This window comes from Polaromonas sp. (genome assembly GCF_039930745.1).
Taxonomy (GTDB): Bacteria; Pseudomonadota; Gammaproteobacteria; order Burkholderiales; family Burkholderiaceae_C; genus Polaromonas.
Genome location: NZ_JBDTTH010000016.1, coordinates 42,386 through 62,176 on the forward strand (window position 1 = coordinate 42,386; position 19,791 = coordinate 62,176).

At 63.6% G+C, this 19,791-nt stretch carries 16 protein-coding genes and 1 pseudogene; 8 read left to right on the forward strand and 9 right to left on the reverse strand.

Annotation, left to right across the window (positions count from 1 at the left end; genetic code table 11):
* Positions 1 to 173: 173 nt before the first annotated feature.
* Positions 174 to 1,097 (reverse strand): LysR family transcriptional regulator, encoded by a 924-nt coding sequence (locus ABI660_RS07950; protein ID WP_348066648.1) that lies wholly within the window; start codon positions 1,095 to 1,097, stop codon positions 174 to 176.
* Positions 1,098 to 1,261: 164 nt separating this feature from the next.
* Between ABI660_RS07950 and ABI660_RS07955 the strand changes: the two genes are divergently transcribed.
* Positions 1,262 to 1,441 (forward strand): hypothetical protein, encoded by a 180-nt coding sequence (locus ABI660_RS07955; RefSeq protein WP_348066650.1) that lies wholly within the window; start codon positions 1,262 to 1,264, stop codon positions 1,439 to 1,441.
* 1 nt (position 1,442) lies between these two features.
* On the forward strand, positions 1,443 to 1,850 hold the full coding sequence (locus ABI660_RS07960) for a tautomerase family protein (protein ID WP_348066652.1): 408 nt from the start codon (positions 1,443 to 1,445) through the stop codon (positions 1,848 to 1,850).
* A gap of 40 nt (positions 1,851 to 1,890) precedes the next feature.
* Here ABI660_RS07960 and ABI660_RS07965 read toward each other — a convergent pair whose 3' ends face one another.
* Together ABI660_RS07965 and ABI660_RS07970 are read right to left on the reverse strand one after the other, a co-directional pair.
* Positions 1,891 to 3,567: an FAD-dependent oxidoreductase gene (locus ABI660_RS07965; protein WP_348066654.1), complete on the reverse strand. Its 1,677-nt coding sequence runs from the start codon at positions 3,565 to 3,567 to the stop codon at positions 1,891 to 1,893.
* A gap of 2 nt (positions 3,568 to 3,569) precedes the next feature.
* Positions 3,570 to 4,550, reverse strand: a complete 981-nt coding sequence (locus tag ABI660_RS07970) for a tripartite tricarboxylate transporter substrate binding protein (protein WP_348066656.1) — start codon at positions 4,548 to 4,550, stop codon at positions 3,570 to 3,572.
* A gap of 123 nt (positions 4,551 to 4,673) precedes the next feature.
* Between ABI660_RS07970 and ABI660_RS07975 the strand changes: the two genes are divergently transcribed.
* On the forward strand, positions 4,674 to 5,603 hold the full coding sequence (locus ABI660_RS07975) for a LysR family transcriptional regulator (RefSeq protein ID WP_348066657.1): 930 nt from the start codon (positions 4,674 to 4,676) through the stop codon (positions 5,601 to 5,603).
* On the opposite strand, the gene thiL is transcribed toward ABI660_RS07975, so the two are convergent.
* From thiL to apaG, 5 genes are all read right to left on the reverse strand, one after another.
* The gene (thiL, locus tag ABI660_RS07980) at positions 5,591 to 6,577 is read right to left on the reverse strand and encodes a thiamine-phosphate kinase (protein WP_348066659.1); all 987 of its coding nucleotides are present in this window, start codon (positions 6,575 to 6,577) and stop codon (positions 5,591 to 5,593) included. The two genes, ABI660_RS07975 and thiL, sit on opposite strands and share 13 nt — an antisense overlap.
* 649 nt (positions 6,578 to 7,226) lie before the next feature.
* Positions 7,227 to 8,360: a YbdK family carboxylate-amine ligase gene (locus ABI660_RS07985; protein ID WP_348066676.1), complete on the reverse strand. Its 1,134-nt coding sequence runs from the start codon at positions 8,358 to 8,360 to the stop codon at positions 7,227 to 7,229.
* A gap of 16 nt (positions 8,361 to 8,376) precedes the next feature.
* Complete coding sequence (locus ABI660_RS07990; RefSeq protein WP_348066660.1) at positions 8,377 to 9,636, reverse strand: cation:proton antiporter; 1,260 nt, start codon at positions 9,634 to 9,636, stop codon at positions 8,377 to 8,379.
* Between the two features lie 207 nt (positions 9,637 to 9,843).
* Positions 9,844 to 11,844: a recombinase gene (locus ABI660_RS07995; protein WP_348066661.1), complete on the reverse strand. Its 2,001-nt coding sequence runs from the start codon at positions 11,842 to 11,844 to the stop codon at positions 9,844 to 9,846.
* A gap of 12 nt (positions 11,845 to 11,856) precedes the next feature.
* A complete protein-coding gene (apaG, locus tag ABI660_RS08000; protein WP_348066678.1) occupies positions 11,857 to 12,267 on the reverse strand; it encodes a Co2+/Mg2+ efflux protein ApaG in 411 nt (136 codons plus the stop codon).
* Between the two features lie 98 nt (positions 12,268 to 12,365).
* Between apaG and rpe the strand changes: the two genes are divergently transcribed.
* From rpe to gph, 4 genes are all read left to right on the forward strand, one after another.
* The gene (gene rpe, locus ABI660_RS08005) at positions 12,366 to 13,061 is read left to right on the forward strand and encodes a ribulose-phosphate 3-epimerase (protein WP_348066662.1); all 696 of its coding nucleotides are present in this window, start codon (positions 12,366 to 12,368) and stop codon (positions 13,059 to 13,061) included.
* Positions 13,062 to 13,108: 47 nt separating this feature from the next.
* Positions 13,109 to 14,779 (forward strand): adenylate/guanylate cyclase domain-containing protein, encoded by a 1,671-nt coding sequence (locus ABI660_RS08010; RefSeq protein ID WP_348066664.1) that lies wholly within the window; start codon positions 13,109 to 13,111, stop codon positions 14,777 to 14,779.
* Positions 14,780 to 14,887: 108 nt separating this feature from the next.
* Entirely contained in the window at positions 14,888 to 17,149 is a 2,262-nt protein-coding gene (locus ABI660_RS08015; protein WP_348066666.1) for a PAS domain S-box protein, read from the forward strand.
* A gap of 8 nt (positions 17,150 to 17,157) precedes the next feature.
* On the forward strand, positions 17,158 to 17,919 hold the full coding sequence (gph, locus tag ABI660_RS08020) for a phosphoglycolate phosphatase (RefSeq protein WP_348066668.1): 762 nt from the start codon (positions 17,158 to 17,160) through the stop codon (positions 17,917 to 17,919).
* Between the two features lie 21 nt (positions 17,920 to 17,940).
* Here gph and ABI660_RS08025 read toward each other — a convergent pair whose 3' ends face one another.
* A complete protein-coding gene (locus ABI660_RS08025; RefSeq protein WP_348066670.1) occupies positions 17,941 to 18,540 on the reverse strand; it encodes a chalcone isomerase family protein in 600 nt (199 codons plus the stop codon).
* A gap of 464 nt (positions 18,541 to 19,004) precedes the next feature.
* On the opposite strand from ABI660_RS08025, the pseudogene ABI660_RS08030 reads away from it, so the two are divergent.
* Positions 19,005 to 19,791, forward strand: a pseudogene (locus ABI660_RS08030) (anthranilate synthase component I); the annotation flags it as partial.

Sequence of the window (19,791 nt, forward strand, 5' to 3'; positions counted from 1 at the left end):
GTTTTGCAAAAGGGGTGGCGCAGCCCGGGCGGATGAGGGGCAGGCTTAGCCGTCGCTGCGGCAATCGTGATGACGCTTTGCCGCGATTGTTGATAAAAAAGGCCTCCAGCCCAAGCAGGACGGGCACAGGCAGCTATGTTTTTCATAGTAATCATGGCTGGACGTGTGCAAGCTTATGCAGGTCGGCCATGCTGAACACCTTCGGCCTGGGCGAGCCAGCTGGTCCAGTGGTCGATGCAGGCCTTGATCTTGGGCAGGCGGTGCCGGTTGGTCAGCGTCACGGCGTAGATGGGGCTGGGTTGTTCGTCCACAAAATCGGGCAGCACCGGCACCAGCAGGCCTTGCCGCACCAGCGGCTCGGCCACCACGGTGGCAAAACGCGAGATGCCCAGGCCCTGCAGTGCCAGCCGCGCGGTGATGCCGGTGCTGCCGGAGCGCCACTGGCCCTCGGCCACCACCACGGCGGGTTGGCCGTCGATCACAAACGGCCAGCGGTTGAGCATGGTGACCACGCTGTTGGTGATCAACCGGTGCTGGTGCAATTCATCGGGATGCTTGGGCGTGCCATGGGCCTGCAGGTAGCCGGGTGTGGCGTACAAGCCGCGCCCCAGTGTGCCGAGCTGGCGCGCCACCACGGTGTCGGTCGGCGGCGTGCCGGTGCGGATGGCGATGTCGATGCCGTCATGGGCCATGTCCACCAGCCGGTCTTCGACCTGGAGCTCGACACACAGCTTGGGATAGCGCTGCTGCAGGCTTTCAAAGCTGGGAATCAGCAGGTATTCCGCCACCACCGTGCTGGCGGCTACCCGCACCCAGCCACTGGCCTGACCCGACTGGCTTGCAAACTCGCCCTCGAGCTCGTCCAGCGTGCCAGTCAGGCGGCGGCAGTACTGCAAGAAGGTCTGGCCTTCGACGGTCGGCGTCAGCCCGTGGGTGGAGCGGTGAATCAGGCGGGCACCGCAGGTTTTCTCGATGCGCGCCAGCGTGCGCGAGATCTGGCTGACCGGCACGTCGCGCTCGCGCGCCACCGCCGAGAGTGTGCCGAGTTCGGCCACACGGGCGAAAAGGTGCATGTCGTCAAAGCTGAGGTCGCGCATCACGCAATGGTAACCAGCCGCGTCCGCTTTTCTCTTTCCTCTTTCCTCTTTCCCAGCCCTGCCTTTGCAGCTTTTGCAAAACCCAATTGCACCATGCACGGTTTCCCGCGGGCGGTGCTTTGCCTAAAGTTGCCAGCACCAACACCGCTACGAAAGGACATGCCATGTACAGCGAACTTCACCACGAAAACTACCAGCGCCTGCACGACGCCGCGAAGCTTCAGGCCCAGGTTTTGCGTCAAGGGGCGATCAACGCCTTCTGGCACCACGCGCACCGGATGGCCTCGCGCGCCTTCCACGCCCTGCGCCATCCCGCAGCCCTGCAGTTGCCCCGGGAGGCCTGAGATGCCGACCCTGAACCTGAAAGTGGCACCGCTGCAAAACCCCGGGCGTTACCAGCGGCTCGCGCAGGAGTTGACTTCGCTCACCGAGCGCCTGCTGGGCAAACGGCGCGAGGTGACGACAGTCATGATCGAAGACCTGCCTGCGGCGCGGTGGTACGTGGGTGGCAAAGATGTGCAGATGCCCACCGCGCTGCTGGAGATCGGCATCACCGCGAGCACCAACACGACGGAAGAGAAAGCGGCGTTTATCGAAGCCGCATTTGCCGAACTGCGGCACCAGCTGGGTTGCGGCGGCCCGCTGGAAGAAGCCAGCTATGTGGTGGTGCGCGAGCTGCCGGCCTCGGATTGGGGATATGGCGGGCAAACCCAGAAAGCGCGGCAGACGGTGCGACTGGCCGCGCCGGCATGAGCGCACAACCCGCACGCGGCGGCGCGGGACTGCCGCGGGATCAGGCGGCCAGGCGCATGGCCTCGCGACCGGCCCCGCGCAACAGGTCCACCAGCGCGGCCGGATCGACGGGCAGCTGATGACCTCGCCAGACGACATGCTGGTCGGCGCGGCACAGTACCAGGCTGTGCCGGTAGGCTTCGGGAACACCTTGGGTGTCAATATCGAGCAGCGTCAGCGGCAGCCTGCGTGCCTGGGCCGCCAGCAGCAGTGCCGAGACATCGACGGCGCGGTCAAAGCGCAGCAGGGTGTAGCCCGGTCCGAAGGCGTCGTACAGCGAACGTCTGTCCGGCAGCCAGAAGTGCGGTGCCCGGCAACCCGGCACGGTGGACGGCGTGAAGCCGCCCATGGTGTAGGCCGGCGGCGTTTCGCCGTCGTCGGCCATGATGGGTGAGCCGCTGTAGAAGTAGCCAAAATTGAGACCGGCGCAGCAGAACTGCTGCACGTTCAGCGCATAGGCTTCCTGGCCGATCTCGGCGCGCAGGGCGTCGCCTTCGGCACCGGCCTGCTCGATGTTGGCAGGAACCGCGCGGCGCGCCTTGATCATTTTCTGCGCATGGTCCATCGCGAACTGGGACACCTGCGCAGTGATCGGCTGGCGTTCGGCCTCATAGGCATCGAGCATGGTTTCCTCGCCCCAGCCCTGCAGGCGCGCGGCGAGCAGCCAGGAGAGGTTGATGGCATCGGCGATGCCGGCATTCATGCCGTAGCCGGCATATGGCACCCACAGATGCGCGGCATCGCCAGCGATGAACACATGGCGGTCGCGAAAGCGGTTGGCCACGAGGCGGCGGCCGACCCAGTCCTCCTTGCTGAGGATCTCATAACGGAAATCCGGACCGACGCCGAGGATGTCGCGTAGGGACTGGTCTCGGTCCACGGAGTCGAACTCGGGTTCTTCGGCGTTCAGGTGGTTGTGCACCAGCCAGGTTTCCTGGCCATCGATGGCAAACATAGTGCCGCAACGCCGCGGGTTCATCGAATAGTAGGACCAGGCCGGTTTGCCCGGGATCATGGCCGCCAGGCCGGGCGCGCGGATGTAGGTGGACTGCACGCGCTGGATCACGGCCGTGCCTTCGAGTTTGAAACCCATCTGCTTGCGCACGGAGGAGCTGCCGCCGTCGCAGCCCACCATGTAGCGGCAGCGGATACTGCGCGAAGTGCCGCTGTCGAGGTCGGTCGCCACGGCGGTGACGCCGGCCGCATCCTGGGTGAAGCTGCCGACCTGCGTGCGGTTGAGCAGGGTGACCTGCGGCAGTGCGGCGGTATGCTCCAGCAGGATGGGTTCGAGGTAGATCTGGTTGATGCGGTGTGGCGGCTCGGGCGTGGGCCACCAGCCGTCGGGCCCTGCCGTGTCGATATAACGGTCCTGCCGGCATGGAATCGGGATGCGCGTCAGTTCGATGCCGGTGACGCTGGTGCGGAACACCACGTCGTTGGGATAGTCCGGCGGCAAGCCGGCGTCGCGCAGCTTGTGCGCCACGCCAAGCCGGCGGAACTGCTCCATGGTGCGTGCAGCCACATGGTTGCACTTGACGTTGGGTGGTTCGGCATAACGGCGGATCTCGGCGATCACCACGGAAATGCCGCGCGAAGCCAGGTCCATGGCAAGCGTCAAGCCTACCGGGCCGGCGCCGACAATCAATACATCGGTGTTCAGGTTTTCAGGCGGCGGCATAGTCAGTCCAGTTTGGTGCCCGAGGCCTTGATGACTTTGGCCCATTTCAGGGTCTCGGACTTGATGTAGGCGTCGAACTCGGCCACCGTGCCCGGTGCCGGCTCCACGCCGAGGTTGCGCATGTTGGCCTTGAGCTCCGGGTCGCTGAGGGCCGCCGTGAACTCGGCATTGAGGCGGGCAATGACCGGGGCCGGTGTGCCGGCGGGTGCGACCAGGCCGAACCAGCCGGTAGAGTCATAACCGGTGAGCCCCGCTTCGGACACCGTCGGTACGTCGGGCAGCATGGGCAGGCGCTGGAGGCTGGTCACCGCATAGGCGATGAGCTTGCCGGTCTTGATGTGCTGCAAGGCTGAGGGAAGGTCCACCACGGCCAGCGCGATCTGCCCGGCCAGCACGTCGAGGGCCGCCGGGCCGGAGCCGCGGTAGGGCACTTCCACAAACTGGGCGCCTGACATCTGGCCAAAGAGCTGGGCCGACAGGTGCATGGCCGTGCCGTTGCCGCCGTGGCCGATGGACAGCTTGCCGGGAGTAGCCTTCGCCAGCGCAATCAGCTCGCGCTGGTTTTTGGCGGCCACGGAAGGATGGCCAATGAGTACAAAGGGAATGGCGGCCAGCATGGTGACCGGCCGGAAATCCTTGACCGGGTCGAAGGGCATCTGGGCATACAGGCTGACATTGGCCGACAGGCCGCCCGCCGCCCCAACACCCAGGGTGTAGCCATCGGCCGGCGCCCTCGCCACCGCGGTCAGGCCGATGTTGCCGCCGGCGCCCGGCCGGTTGTCCACCACCACCTGCTGGCCGAATTTTTCGTTCAGCCTGGGCACCAGCATGCGCACCACGACATCGGTGCTGCCACCGGGCGGGAAGGTCACGATGATGCGGATGGGTTTGGTCGGGTAGTCGGCGGTTTGCGTCTGGCCGGCTCCGGCCAGGACAGTCACACCGGCGGTCAGCGCCAGCAGGGTGCGCACTATGCGGTTCATGGATGTCTCCTTGTTTTGTATGGGTGTTTGCCCCTCGGGGCAGACCTTGTCTCCGCCCTCATTGGAGCCCAGATCGATTCATTCGTATAACGATAAATTACGAATGATTTATGATTTTGATTCATGAATAACTCCTTCACACCCACGGTGCGCCAGTTGCGCGCATTCGTGGCGATCTACCAGCTGGGCAAAATCAGCGCTGCCGCCGAACAGCTGTTCGTGACGCAGTCGGCCATCAGCGTGCTGCTCCGGCAGATGGAGCAGGGCCTGGGCGCGCGCCTGTTCGACCGCACTACCCGCTCGCTGCAACCGACGCAGGCCGCCAAGGAAGCCCTGGTGATTGCCGAGCGCATCCTGCGCGACGTCGAATCACTGGGCAGCAGCTTCCGCGATCTGGGCGGACTGCGGCGCGGCCGCGTCTGCGTGGCGGTCACGCCCACGCTGGCGGCCTTTGTGATGCCGCCGGTGATCCGCCGTTTCGCCGCGCTGTATCCGGACATCCGTGTGGTGGTCGATGACTGCGCGCCCGACCAGTTCATGTCGCGCGTGATCGGGGAACATGTGGATTTCGGCATCGGCACGCCCGAGAAGATGCTGGCCGACGCCGACTTGCAGACGCTGGTGCCTGACCACCTGAGCCTGGTCTGCCGGCCCGATCACGTGCTGGCACGGCAGAAGGTTGTGCGCTGGGCCGACCTGGCGGGCCACCCGGTGATCACGGTGCGGCCAGGTTACGGCATCCGTCCGATGATCGACGCAACCGCGGCCGGTGCCGGGGTGTTGCTGAACGTGGTCAACGAGGTGTCCTTTCTGTCCACGGCCCTGTGGATGACGGCCAGCGGGCTGGGAGCCGCCATCATGCCCTCGGCTTTTGCCACGCACGGCGCCCAGCCGGGCCTGGTCATCAGGACACTCACCGTGCCGCGCGTGTCGCGCGATATCTCGGTGGTCATCAAGCGTGGCCGTTCACTGTCGGCGGCCAGCCAGGCTTTTGTCGATGTGATGCATGCGGTGCTACGCAGGCCCGGGCGCGCAGGCGCTCAGGCAAAGTGATCGAAGGATGCATACCGGCCCGGCACGGCGTGGCCCGAGGCGTCGACCAGGCGCAGGCCGAGCGGTTGTTCGATGACGCCGATCCGCGTCACCGCGGTCTGGGCCTGTAGCGCCGCGGCCTGGATCGCCGCCCGCGCCGGCACCGGGGCAGTGAATGCCAACTCGTAGTCGTCGCCGCCAGCCAGCACGTAGCTCAGCATTTTTCCATAGGAAAAAAGCCTCTCAGCTCTTGCTATTTGTGCGCTGGTAGCTATTAAATTAATAGCAACAGAGGTGTCGATACGAGCCCCCACACCCGACGCCTTCAGGATGTGACCGAGGTCGCCCAGCAGGCCGTCGCTCACGTCGATCGCCGAGGTGGCGATACCGCGCAGCGCCTGACCCAGCGCGACGCGCGGCGTAGGCATCTCAAGGCGTGCGCGGGCCAGCGCCAGCAGCTCATCCGGCAGCGGGGCGTGTTCGCGCAAGGCATCCAGCGCCAGCCGAGCTTCGCCCAGCGTGCCACTTACATAGACGTCGTCGCCGACACACGCGCCAGAGCGCAGCAGCGCCTGGCCGCGCGGAATTTCGCCAAACACCGTGATGCAGATGTTCAGTGGCCCCTGTGTGGTGTCGCCGCCGACCAGTTCGCAGCCGTGGGCGTCAGCCAGCGCAAACATTCCGCGTGAAAACGCTTCGAGCCAGGCTTCGTCGATCCGCGGCAGGGCCAGCGCCAGCGTGAAGGCCAGGGGTTGCGCGCCGCATGCAGCGAGGTCGCTGAGGTTCACCGCCAGGGCCTTGTGACCCAGAGTGAAGGGGTCCACGTCGGAAAAAAAATGGCGGCCCTCGACCAGCATGTCGCTTGATACAGCGAGCTGCATGCCCTCCGCCGGCTGCAGCAAGGCGCAGTCGTCACCCACACCGAGCACGGCGCGCTTTGCGGGACGCTTGAAATAACGCGCGATCAGGTCGAATTCACCCATGGGGGTGAGCATAACGGGTTGCTCGGGGAGCTCCGTGCTTGATTCAGGTGTCAGTGGTGTGCCAGCAAGCCGGGGGTAGCCCGGCGGCTACTCACTTTCTTTTGCGTCGCCAAAAGAAAGTAAGCAAAGAAAAGGCGACCCCGCTGCCTGCGTCCCTTCGCTTCGCTACGGGCAACCTGCGGTGCTCGGTCCAGCCGGGGCCGGGCTCGAACTCGCTTCGCTCAGACAATCGCCCGTCCTGATCCGTCTGGACCTCCGCTCCTCGGCGCATGCAGAAGGGGTGAAGAAACAATACGGGCACCGAAGTCGGGCTCCGACAGGACGCGCTTTGCGCGTCCTGTCTCCCCGTATCCGCATCCGTTCCCCCACCCGTCGGGCTGGGCCGAGGAGCGCAGCCGAAAGTGGATCAGGGCGAGCGATTGTCTGAGCGAAGCGAGTTCGAGCTCGACCCCACTTTCGGCGAGCACCGCAGGTTGCCCCGGAGCGCAGCGCAGGGGACCCAGACCATCGGGTCGCCTTTCTTTTCCTTAGGTTTCTTTGGCGACGCAAAGAAAAGTAAGTCGCCCGCCGGGGCGAGTCCCGGCTTGCTGGCAAACCACACACAGCAGAAGTAAAGAAGACTTCAACAAGCTCACCCTGAGCCGCATGAAGACGCTGCAGCCTAAACCGGCAATCCCCGAAACTTCAGCGCCGCTTGCCGAATCACTTCGGCCAGCAAATTTTCCTTGCTCTGCAACTCGCGCAGCCAGCGCGCGTCATTGTTCGACAGCTCGACGCTGCTGCGTAGCAGGTGGATGCCGCTGCTGGCGCCCAGTGGGCCGGCGTGCGGGCCGAGTTTGTCCATGGTCATCAGGATGTGGTCGCGCAGAGCCATGTGTTCGCCGGTGGCCGGGTCCACGTAGACCGCCTCCAGCCCGAAGCGGCAGGCCTGGAAACGGTTGTAGGTGTAGACCAGGTAATCGTCTTCGGTCGGCATGAAGGGCTGGTCGTTCATGAACCACGAGGCCAGCGACTGCACATAGCCGGACAGCGCCGCCGCCCGCCCCACCGTCAGCGGTGTGTCGAAGACGCGGATCTCGATGGTGCCGAACTCGGGCTTGGGCCGGATGTCCCAATAGAAGTCCTTCATGCTGCGGACCACGCCGGTGCGCGTCATTTTTTCGAAGTAAACCGTGAAGTCGTCCCAGGTCAGTGCCAGCGGCGCACGGCCCGACAGCGGAAATGCAAACACCGAGTTGAGCCGCGCCGAATCAAAGGCCGTGTCCTGCGCCTGCACATAAGGCGAGGACGCCGACAGCGCAATGAAGTGCGGAATGTAGCGCGACATGCGGTGCAGCGTCAGCAGCGCGGTGTCGGCATCGGGGCAGCCCACGTGCACGTGTTGTCCGAAAATCGTGAACTGCTTGGACAGGTAGCCGTACAGCTCAGACAGCTCGCGAAAGCGCGGTTTGTCATAGATGCGGCGCTCGTGCCATTGCTGGAAGGGGTGCGTGCCGCCGCCCACCACTGCGATGTTGAGCTTGTCGGCACTTTTGACCAGCGCGTCGCGGATCTGCGTGAGCTGGCCCAGCACCTCTGAGGAGGACTGGCAGACGCCGGTGGAGATTTCGATCATGCTCGAGGTCATCTCGGGCACCACGCTGCCGGGCAGCGGGATCTTGCCCATCAGGCGCAGCATGTCTTCGGCATAGGGCGCCAGGTCATAGTCATGCGTGTTGACGAGCTGCAGCTCCAACTCGACGCCCAGCGACAGCGCAGCTGACTTCTGGAAAGGCTCGAGCCCGCCGGGCGCCAGGGGGGGGTCTGTGTGCTTACTCACGAAGGTCTCCTGCGGATGAATTGCTGAAGGGCCTGGGCGCCCAGGGCCGGGAGCTCTCTCCGGCGCGGTGGATGGCAAAGGTCGACAGGATGGCGCCCAGCACTTCCATCAGCAAAATGGCCGGCAGCGCGATGCTGGCGATCCGCGGACCGAGCGTGGCTGAAGCGGCAACAAACTGGGACACCAGCAGCAGCGCGACCGAGGACATCGGCGACATGGCACAGCCGACCCACAAGGCCTGCTTCCAGCTGGCACCGCTGCCCACGTTGCCGAGTGCGACACCGCTGATCTTGGCCAGGGCCCGGGCTGCCACCAGCGTCAGCACCAGGCCGGCCACCGGGCCGCTCCAGTCGGCCTGCGCCGCGACCACGGAGACCAGCACAAACATCAGCATGGTCAGCATGGCTGAAGCCGTGCCCATTTGCCGCGGCCAGGACCAGGGCCGCGGATTGAGCTGCTTGAGCGTCATGCCGCCCACCAGTGCAGCCAGCGGCGCCGAACCGCCGAAGTGGGCGGCCAGCGCAGCACCGGCGGCAATCAGGGCCAGCAGCAGGATGGCCGTGTTTTCGCTGGTAGGGCTCATTACACGCAGGGCCGAGCGCAGGGCCAGCGCCAGGCCGGCACCCACCACCACCGACAGACCCAGCACCACGGCCACCGGGTAGAAGGCGTCCGTCAGGCTTTGTTCACCACGGCCCATCATGCCGGCGCGGGCGCTGCAAAGCGTCAGCGCATACAGGGTGCTCAGGGTGGACAGCACCATGGCCCGCTCGGTCACCGGACCCGAACCACGGGTATCCATGATGACGCGCGACAGCACCGCCGGCGAGGCGGCCATCGCCAGCAGGGCCAGCGGTTCTGCAACGATCGCTCGCACCCCGAAAAATGTCAGTGCCCAGTACACGAAAAAGAAGGTCAACGTGGATTCGGCGAGGCTTTGCACCAGCACCATCGGGTTGTGGCGGAACCAGCGCAGTGGAATGCGGCCTCCGGCCTCAAAAAGAACCACGGCCACGCCGAGTTCCAGCAGAAACAGGCCCGTGCCCTGCAGGGGCCATACGGCGCCGGTGAACCCGGCAAAACCGGCGAAGGCGCCGACTGCTGAATAGCCAACCACCTTGGGGATGCCGGCGTAACGCAGCACCAGGTGCCCAGTCAGGGCGGCCACGGCCAGCAGCATCGACCACTGCACGGTGGGCAGACCGGCCGAGGGCTTGATCCATTCGGCCCAGATGGCCATGACTTCATTCATGGATGAGTGTCTCCGCTGTTAATTGAAATTCCTGCAGCTCCGCGGCAAGGCGTGTGCGAAGTGCGCGTGTGAGGCAGACGGGCAGTGTGGCTGAGAGATAGCCAGCCCATCCTGGGCGTGAAGCTGGCTAATTTACATCAGTTCACAGCTCGGGCCTGTAGGACAAGTGCTGAGCCCCTGGTATGCCCCAGGCTTGACAGCTGCGCTTTATTCTGGAGCGAAAAAACTCCTGGGCTTGCTGCGCCAGCGAGCCCAGATCGCAGCTCGAATGCGTGCGCGGTCCACTCCGCTGACGTTGTGCGCCTGCAGGGCCAGCCTGAAGGCGAAATAAAAGCTCACGCCGAGATTGAGTGCGCCAATCAGCGGTATGGCCGCAACGCACCACCAGAAGGCTGGCTGCCGCAACACCTCCCAGCCCAGCGCAGCGGCGGCAGCGGCGAGCTGGCCGGAGGACAGCGTGACATGGCGCATCTGGAGTTCAATGCCGAAAAAACCGCTCATGGGCGGAATCAGGCCGAGCATGAAACCCAGTGCGATATTGGAGGCGAAGCCTGAAATATTCTTGCGCATGAAGTGGGACCAACGTCGCGCGCGCGCGATGCCCAGCGCTGCCGTGATGCGCGGGTTGTAACGCATGGCCGAGGCCAGGTGGTACAGCACAAACCAGTTCTCGACCCAGCCGCCAATGATGCTGGCGGCAAACAGCACCACGCCGGTAAAGGCCGCCCATAGCAGCGTGGACCCGAGCAGGCTCAGGTCGTGCAGCACATGTTCGGCCGTCTTCGCGTCAATCATCGGGTGGCCCAGCGAGAACTGGATGGAAACACTGATCACCACCACCACTGGCACCACCACCAGCACGTTGCCGAGCACAGCTGCCACCTGCGAGCGTACGAGATGGGTGACCTCCGTGACAAAGTCATTGACAGCTTCGCCGGTACGCAGGTCTTTGAGTTTGGCCGCCATGGCCGGCGCTGTCATGGCTGGCTGTTTGGTAGCCAGCGTGAAATGCAGCAACTGGATCAGTACAAAACTGGCGGCAAAAACGATGCTTGCCAGAAAGCCGCTCCAGAAGGCCGACAGCGCCAGCCCCACCACCATGAACTTGAGCAGCGTGGTGGCCGCAGTCAGGGCGCCGCCTCCGGCCGCCTTGCCCAGCATGTTCACATAGGCGTCCCGGTCCCGGGTAATGTAGCTCTCGCCGGTTTCCGCGTCGCGCTCGGCCACCTTGGCCGCGAGCAGACTGGAGTTGCTGGCAATCAATGCGCGTATGCTGCGCCGCTCTTGGGCCAGCAGCACCAGCCGGGCCAGCAGCTGCGTGGCGCTGGTGCCGGGTTTTTCCGCGAGCAGACAGTCGAGCAGCTCGCGAATGCGCAGGATGCGTTCGCGCAGCTGGCGCAGGCGAAACACCAGGCCGACCGAAATGCCATGTTCATCCAGGTGGGTGTACGCGGAAGATGCCGCGCTGCGGCAGGCTTCCAGCCGGGCCTTGAACCGGTCCAGCGCCAGGTGCAGCGCGCCGCTGTCCGGCCCATGCGCCAGCATCGCGTCGCGTACCGCGTCGAGGTCCGATGCCAGGCCATGAAAGGGACGGGACTGCAGGGTCTGTGGGCTCATGCGCAGACGCAGCTCCGGGGAAAATCCCGTGGCTCGAACCTGGCTGGTGCAATAAGTCAGTGCCTCCAGCAGGACTGCCTGCCAGTCGTGCAGCATTGTGTTGCCTGGGCTGTCCTGATCCTTGTCCCCGGCTGCATCGACCGGTGACGTCGGGGGACTCAGCAAGGCGCCCAGCCGCGCCAGCGTGGGTTCGTCGAGCAGTTTGAGCCAGCGGGCGTCAAACGGCGTGGGAAACAGCAGCATGAACAATTCGGTGGCGTGGGTGGTTTCGGGCGTGCCGGGCAGCAGTTTGTAGCGCAGCCGCTCGCCAAATTCGCTCAAAAAAGCCGCACGCGGCGCAAAGCCAAAGTCGGCAAACAGCGGCGTGGCGTCCACGGTAGTCACCAGAGTGCTCCACCAGCGCTGCAGCTTGTCCGCGAAGCCCGGCCGGCCTTGTGCTGCCTCCAGAAAAAGCTGCACGCGGGACACGGCGGCCTGCGGATTGTCGGCATCGCCGCGTATCCAGTCGAGCAGGGCGATCAGCCAGAGATGGCGGCGGGCAAGCTCGGCCTGGGGTTCCAGCTGGTCCAGCAGGTCGGTCAGTCGTTGCATGGCCTCACCAGCTCAATGCAGCACCCGGCCGCCGCCGGTGCCGCTACCGGGCGTGGCGGTATCGCCGGCGTCAAGGACAAACATCGGAATGGCGGCTTCGAAACGTTCTCCGTCCTCGGCGACAAAAAAGTAGCTGCCGTGCATGGTGCCGGTCGGGGTGCGCAGGCGTGATCCGCTGCTGTACTGGAAGGACTCGCCGGGTTTGAGCAGCGGCTGGTGACCGACCACGCCCAGGCCCTTGACTTCTTCGGTGTGCCCGCGCGCGTCGCTGATGACCCAGTGGCGCGAAATCAGCTGCGCCGCCACCTCGCCGGTGTTGGTGATCGTGACGGTGTAGGCGAAACCGAACACTTCGTCTTCGGGCGAGGATTGTTCGGGCAGGTAATGCGGCAGGACGTCGCAGGAAAATTGGTATTTCGGCATGGTTCCAACAAGAGTGGCGAACATGTTAACCGCCAGCCATGGGCCGGGAAAACCAGGGGGACATGGGCAAGGCGCGCGCTTGCTGCGACAATCCCGGCATGAGCCCAACCAAGCCACCGGTGTACCGGATTGCCCCCTCTCTTTTGTCAGCCGATTTTGCACGCCTGGGTGAGGAACTCCAGGCAGTGATTGCCGCCGGCGCCGACTGGATCCACTTTGACGTGATGGACAACCATTACGTGCCCAACCTGACTTTCGGGCCCATGATTTGCAGCGCCCTGAAGCCGCATTCCAAAAAAGCTGACGGCACGGCAATCCCCATTGACGTACACCTCATGGTGCAGCCGGTCGATGCGCTGGCGGCGGCCTTTGCCGATGCCGGCGCCGACCTGATCAGCTTCCACCCCGACGCCTCCGCCCACGTGCACCGCAGTGTGCAGGCCATCAAGGCCAAGGGCTGCAAGGCCGGGCTGGTGTTCAACCCGGCTGCGCCGCTGGATGTGCTGGACTGGGTCATTGAAGACATCGACCTGATCCTGATCATGAGTGTCAACCCCGGCTTTGGCGGCCAGGGCTTTATTGATTCGGCGCTGCGCAAGATAGAGCTGGCCCGAAAGCGCATTGACGCTTCGGGCAAGGACATCCGCCTGGAAGTGGACGGCGGGATCAAGCTGGAGAACATTGCGCGGGTGGCCGCGGCCGGGGCTGACACCTTTGTGGCGGGCAGTGCGATTTTTGGCAAGCCGGACTACCGCTCGGTGATTGCCGGGATGCGGGCGGAACTGGCCCGATGAGGTAGCGGACCAGGGCCGGACCCCTGGGTTGAACGGAAGGCCGGACCATGGATCAAGCAGGCAGACCAGAGGCGGGCGCGCTGTTGCAGGCTGGCACCGCGGATGCCGCGGCGCTGCCGCAGCGGCCGTGCATTCTGGTGGTGGAAGACACCGATGACATCCGTTACCTGCTGGTGGCTCTGCTGCAGGACAGCTACGAGGTGATGGCGGCTGCGGCGGGCGAGGCCGGTCTGCAGATGGCCCGGTCGGCGAAGAGGCCCGACCTCATCCTGCTCGACGTGATGATGCCAGACATGGACGGTTACGAGGTCCTGGCCGAGCTCGGGCGTGATCCGCGCACAGCCGATATTCCGGTGATTTTCCTGACGGCCCTAAGTAGCGTGGATGAAGAGCGCCGGGGCCTGGACCTGGGCGCCACCGACTACGTGGCCAAGCCGATCAGTCCGCCCATCCTGCTGGCACGACTGAAGCTTCACCTGGAGCGCAGTGCCAATGCCAGGCGGCTGAAAGACCTGTCCGAGCAGCTCTCGCGTTACCTGGCGCCGCAGGTCTATCAGTCGTTGTTTGACGGCTCCCGGCAGGCCGAAATCCGGACCCAGCGCAAAAAACTCACGGTGTTTTTTTCCGACATCAAGAACTTCACCGAGTCGACGGCGCAATGGCAGCCCGAAGAAGTGACGCTGCTGCTCAACAGCTATTTTGCGGAAATGTCGCAGATCGCCGCCGAATACGGTGCCACGCTGGATAAATTCATTGGCGATGCCATCGTGATTTTTTTTGGCGATCCGCACACGCTGGGTGTGCGCCAGGATGCAGTGCAATGCGTCAAGATGGCCATGGCGATGCAAAAACGCATGGCAGAGCTGCAGTTGCGGTGGCGCGAGATGGGCATCAACAAGGCTTTCGAGATACGCATAGGCATCAATTCGGGGTTTTGCGATGTCGGCAATTTCGGCAGCAAACTCCGCATGGAGTACACCATCATCGGCCGCGAGGTTAATCTCGCCGCGCGGTTGGAGCAGGCGGCCGAACCGGGCGAGATCATGATTTCCAGTGAAACCTTTGCGCTGGTGCAAGGCGAGATCCGGGCCGACGCACGAGACCCGGTGCTGGCCAAGGGTTTTTCTCATCCCATTCCCGTGTATGTGGTTCACCCAGGCGACGTAGCTTCCGCCGCTGATCCGGATGTCATTTTTTGTGATGCACCGGGCCTCCATCTAGAAATCAACCCCGCCCGCCTGACCGTGGCCCAGAAGGTGCAAGCTGTAGCCGAGCTGCGCAAGGCCCTGGCGAGACTGGAAGCGCCGGGTGTTGCCGACCAGGAGGTTGGCCGCAGCAATGCCGCAGAAGGGGCATGGCCGGCCTCCATCACCGGGCTGGACTTGGCGCTCGGGCTGCACCGGGCGATGGGCATGAAGCCGCTATACCTCTCCATGCTGGGCCGTTTTCTGGAGGGGCGCAAGGACACGCCGAAGCGGATTCGCGAGGCACTGGATGCGGGCGACCTGAAAGCCGCGGAACTGCTGGTGCATTCCCTGCGCGGTGTCGCCGGGCAGATCGGTGCAACCCAGGTACCCGACCACGCGCAGGCGCTGGAGCAAAGTATTCACGAGGGGCGGCCGCGCGCGGTTCTTGATGGCTTGCTGGGTTCGCTGGAGGTTTCTCTCGGCGAATTGATAGCCGCTCTTGAGGCCGGGCTGCCGGCGGCGGCTTCATGACTGGAATGCCCGGCTTGGCCCTGCGGGTGTATCGTTTGTTCAGGGTGCGCCGGTGGAGCCCGGGCAGACGCCCCTACCTGGATCAAGCCTCAGGATGAGTCGTTCCACATGAAGAAACCTTTTCGCGCCAGCATCGCCATTGCCCCGGGCTTGGGCGTGCTTCTGATTGTCCTGGCGACAACTGTATCTTTCCTGGCAGTCGATGCGCTGCTGATCGATCAGCGCCAGGAGATCCCGAAAACGGCAGCGACATTGCGCCAGCCCGCAGGGTTGCTGGAAGCCAAGGCCGCGTCGGGGAGCAACGAAGCCAGTCTCCCGCTCCAGGAAGAAATCGATGCGCTGACGTTGGAGCGTTCGGAGCAGCAAAAACGCCGGACCGCCTTGGCCATCCGGCTGATGATCCTGTTCAGCGGCCTGCTGTCGCTGGGCCTGCTGGGCTGGGCCATCTGGGCGGTGAGACGGGCGCAGGCCAGAAACCGCCGCATTCAGGCTGAACTGGCCGACAGCGAAGCCATGAGCCGGGCCATCACCGAAGGGATGGCCGAGGGTGTGGTCACAGCCACACAGGACGGCGTGATTGTGAGCGCCAACAGGGCCGCGAGGCATCTCTTCGGCTACAGGTTGAAGGACCTGCTCGGGCAACCGGTCGCTATGCTGCTGCCAGCGCGGTATCAGATGGGTTTTTCCGCATTTTTTGCCGCCTTGGGTGATCGCCCGCCCGGATTCAGGGAGGCCGGCACACCGGTTCGCGGCCAGCGCCGGGATGGCGCCGAGTTTCCGGTCATGGCGTCTTTCGGGGATGTCAACGTCGGTGGCCGGCGGCTTTTTACCGCCATCATTCGCGATGTCACCGAAAGCAGGCGGATTGCCGACGCTCTGCACGACAGCGAAGAGCAGTTGCGCCAGCTCACCGACAACGTGCCGGCCCTGATTGCCTATATCGACAAGCAGCAGTGTTTCCAGTTTCACAACAAGGCGTATGAAGAGGCCTTTGGCCTGCCGCGGGAAAAAATCCACGGCAAGACCATGCTGGAAGTCATGGGCCCGGCGTTTTATGACCGGGTGAGCGAACACGTGCAGGAAGCGCTGGCCGGATACCCCGCGCGTTACGAGCGCGAACAGGTCACCGCGAGCGGTGAGCGGCGCGAATACGTGATGAGCTACTTCCCGCGCTACGGCGAAGGCGACGTGCAGGACAAGGTCGTCGGATTTTTCTCGCTGGGTACCGACGTCACCGAGCTCAAGCGCATCGACCGCATGAAGAGCGAATTTGTCTCGACCGTCAGCCACGAGTTGCGCACGCCGTTGACCTCCATACGCGGCTCACTGGGCCTGGTTTCGGGCGGCGTGGCCGGCGCCCTGCCGGAGAGGGCCCGTGCCCTGGTGGAGATCGCCAAAAGCAACTGTGAACGGCTGATTCGCCTGATCAACGATATTCTCGACAGCGAAAAAATCGAGTCGGGCAAGATGCCCTTTGACATGCAGCCGCATGAAATGCGGCCTCTGCTGGAGCGGGCATTGGCCGACAACGAGGGGTTGGCCGCGCAGCGCAAGGTCAAACTGGTCCTGCATGCACCCAAGCAGCCCCTACGGGCCTGTGTGGACAGCGACCGCCTGCTCCAGGTGATGGCCAACTTGCTGTCCAACGCCATCAAGTATTCCCCGGCCGAAGGCAAGGTAATGGTCTTGCTGGGGCGGCACGGCGGCCGCGTGCGAGTGGAAGTTAGCGACAACGGGCCGGGTATTCCTGAAGAATTTCGCCAGCGTATTTTCCAGAAGTTTTCGCAGGCGGACTCGTCCGACACGCGCCAGAAAGGTGGGACGGGACTGGGCCTGAATATTGCCAGAGCGATGCTGGAACGCATGGATGGAAGCATAGGCTTCACGTCCACAGGCGATGCCGGAACCACTTTCTTTTTTGAACTGCCGGAGTGGCTTGACGCTCCTCCGGTGACGGCGCCCATGAGTCTGTATGGCTTTGACCGGCCACGCATTCTGGTTTGTGAAGACGATCCCGATGTGGCGCAACTGATAGGCATGATGCTGGACAAGGCGGGCTTTGACGCGGACATGGCCCACACCGCGGAGCAAGCCCGTGATTACCTCAAGATGGACACCTATGTGGCGATGACGGTCGACCTCAAGTTGCCCTATGAAAACGGCCTGGCGCTGATAGGGGGGCTGCGCGCGGACCCGCGCACCGCTGACCTTCCCGTGGTGGTCCTGTCAGTGACCGCTGCGGAGGCCAGGCTGCATGCCGGCTCCTCGCTAGACGTTTCGGACTGGCTTGAAAAGCCGATTGATGAGCAACGCCTGCTCAACAGCGTGCAACTGGCCATTCACAGCAGACGCGCCGGCAGGAAGGAGTGAGCAGTTTGATGATTGACAAGGATTCTCGGCCGATGGGCCGCTTCGACGCTGCGATCATTGATCTGGACGGCACCCTGGTGGACACACTGGATGACTTTGTGGTGGCGCTGAACCTGATGCTGGTCGATCTGGCATTGCCTCCGGTGGAGCGGTCCGTGGTCGAGCGGCTTGTGGGCAAAGGCTCCGAACACCTGATCCGGTCTGTTCTGCTTTATGTAGAGAAAGTGCCTCTAGCCCCTATAGGGCGGGCGCCAGTAGCTATTAATATGGAAGCAGATGTGGCGCGGCTTTTTCCCGAGGCCTGGGCCAGCTATCAGCGCCATTACCTGGCGATCAACGGCCTGCATGCCCATGTTTACCCGGGGGCGCTGCGAGGCCTGCAGTTGCTGCAGGACCGGGGCCTGAAGCTGGCCTGCCTGACCAACAAGCCGACGGCATTTGCCGTACCCCTGCTCAAGGCCAAGGGGTTGGACGTTTTCTTCAGCCAGGTGTTTGGGGGTGACGCGTTCGAGCGGAAAAAGCCCGACCCCCTGCCGTTGCTCAAGACCTGCGAGGCATTGGGAAGCCAGCCTGCCCGAACCTTGATGATCGGCGACTCCAGCAACGACGCTCGGGCTGCGCGGGCCGCGGGTTGCCCGGTGCTGCTGGTGACTTACGGCTACAACCACGGTGAGCCCGTCCATGGCGTGGATGCAGACGGCTTTGTCGATACCCTAGCGGCCGTTGACCTGGCAAGCCTGAAAACAAAAACGGGGCTTGCGCCCCGTTAAAGATCACCGCCGGCCTCGGGCTCAGGCGGGTTTTCCCAGCAAGGCGTCCTTGAGTTTCCAGTCAGCGGGGACGGGGCCTAGCCAGATGCGCAGCAGCGCGTTGAAAAATTCCGGCTCCTTGAAGGCGTCGTTGTGCTGCGGGCACTTGTTGGGTGTGTTGACGGTAATAACGGTGCCGGTTCCAGGCAGCCAGTCGATGGTGAAGTTGTCGCCAGCCGCAAGTTTTTTGCAATTGGAGAAAATCTCGCTCATGCGGATCAAACCTGGGACCAAGCGCGACATTTCGCTTTTCGGGGCGTTGTCCTGCACGCTGCGTGTGAACAGCTTACCCAATTCATTGGAGTCAATTTCACGCAACATGGTGATGGTGATGCGTTTGGGTCCTGATACGCCCAGGGCTTCTTCAGGCGTATCGGATTTCTTCGGCAAGTACAAACCGGCGGCATACACCTTGAACACCGCCTTGTAACGCACGCCGGCGCCGTTGAGCACCAGCTTGCTGCCGCGCAGGTCGATCTGGTCTTCCATCTTGACGCCTGCGATCTCAACAGTCGCCGCTGCGGCACCAAAGGCCAGCAAAAGCGCCATCGTGCCCACCAGGCATTGCTTTACCAAAGTCATTAGAGCCCCCTAAAAAAGAACGGTCGTTCGCTGAGCATTCTGGTACGCGGCATGGCCTCTTGCAACAGGGTTTCCGAGATGAGCGTTACTACCAGTTACATTGTCTGACGGCTGTAGAGGTCTGCTTTTTTTCTGTGCCTGGGTGAATGTCTTATCTGTGATTCCTTGGCGGGCGACTTGGTTCGCCGTCTTTTTTCTTTGGCTTTTTGAGGCGATGGCTTTGCTACACTCGGGCTTCCATGTTCATTCATCGCATCATTCAGACGGGTAGCAGCTACCGGGGAGCCTGGCCCTGGCGGGCCTGACAGCTCTCGCATGCTGAGGCTTTCGCCTCGTCGTCATGCAAGCCTGTTTTGATGCGCTCTTGCCTCTGTGCAACGAGCAACCCGGCCCCGGCTTTCGGGGCGTGCTGAATGATGGTGGCCACGCCGGCGCGCGTGGGCCCACCGGTGAAGGAACCTCCCGTGATCTCTGAACTTGAATTCAAAAGCCTTGCACAGCAAGGCTACAACCGCATTCCGCTGATGGCGGAGGCGTTTGCCGACCTCGAAACGCCGCTTTCCCTCTACCTCAAACTGGCGCACTCCAGGGACGGAGGCCGCTACAGCTTCCTCTTGGAGTCGGTGGTCGGTGGCGAGCGGTTTGGCCGCTACAGCTTCATCGGCCTGCCAGTCCGCACGCTGGTTCGGGCCAGCGGCTTTGGCGCGGATACCTTGATCGAGGTGGTCCGGGACGGCGAGGTGATCGAGACATCGACAGCCAATCCGCTCGACTTCATCAGCGACTACCAGAAGCGGTTCAAGGTGGCTTTACGGCCCGGGCTGCCGCGCTTTTGCGGTGGTCTGGCCGGCTATTTTGGTTATGACGCGGTGCGCTACATCGAAAAGAAGCTGGAAGCCACCTGCCCGCCCGATTCGCTGGGTTGCCCGGACATCCTGCTGCTGCAATGCGAGGAACTGGCCGTCATTGACAACCTCTCGGGCAAGCTTTACCTGATTGTGTATGCCGACCCGGCCCAGCCTGAGGCTTATGCCAATGCCAAGAAACGCCTGCGTGAATTGAAAGAGCAGCTCAAGTATTCGGTCAGCGCGCCGGTGGTCAAGCCGACCCAGGCGTATCCGGCCGAGCGTGATTTTGCGAAGGCTGACTATCTGGCCGCTGTGGAGCGCGCCAAGCGATTGATCGAGGCGGGTGATTTCATGCAGGTGCAGGTGGGCCAGCGCATCAAGAAGCGTTATACCGAGTCGCCGC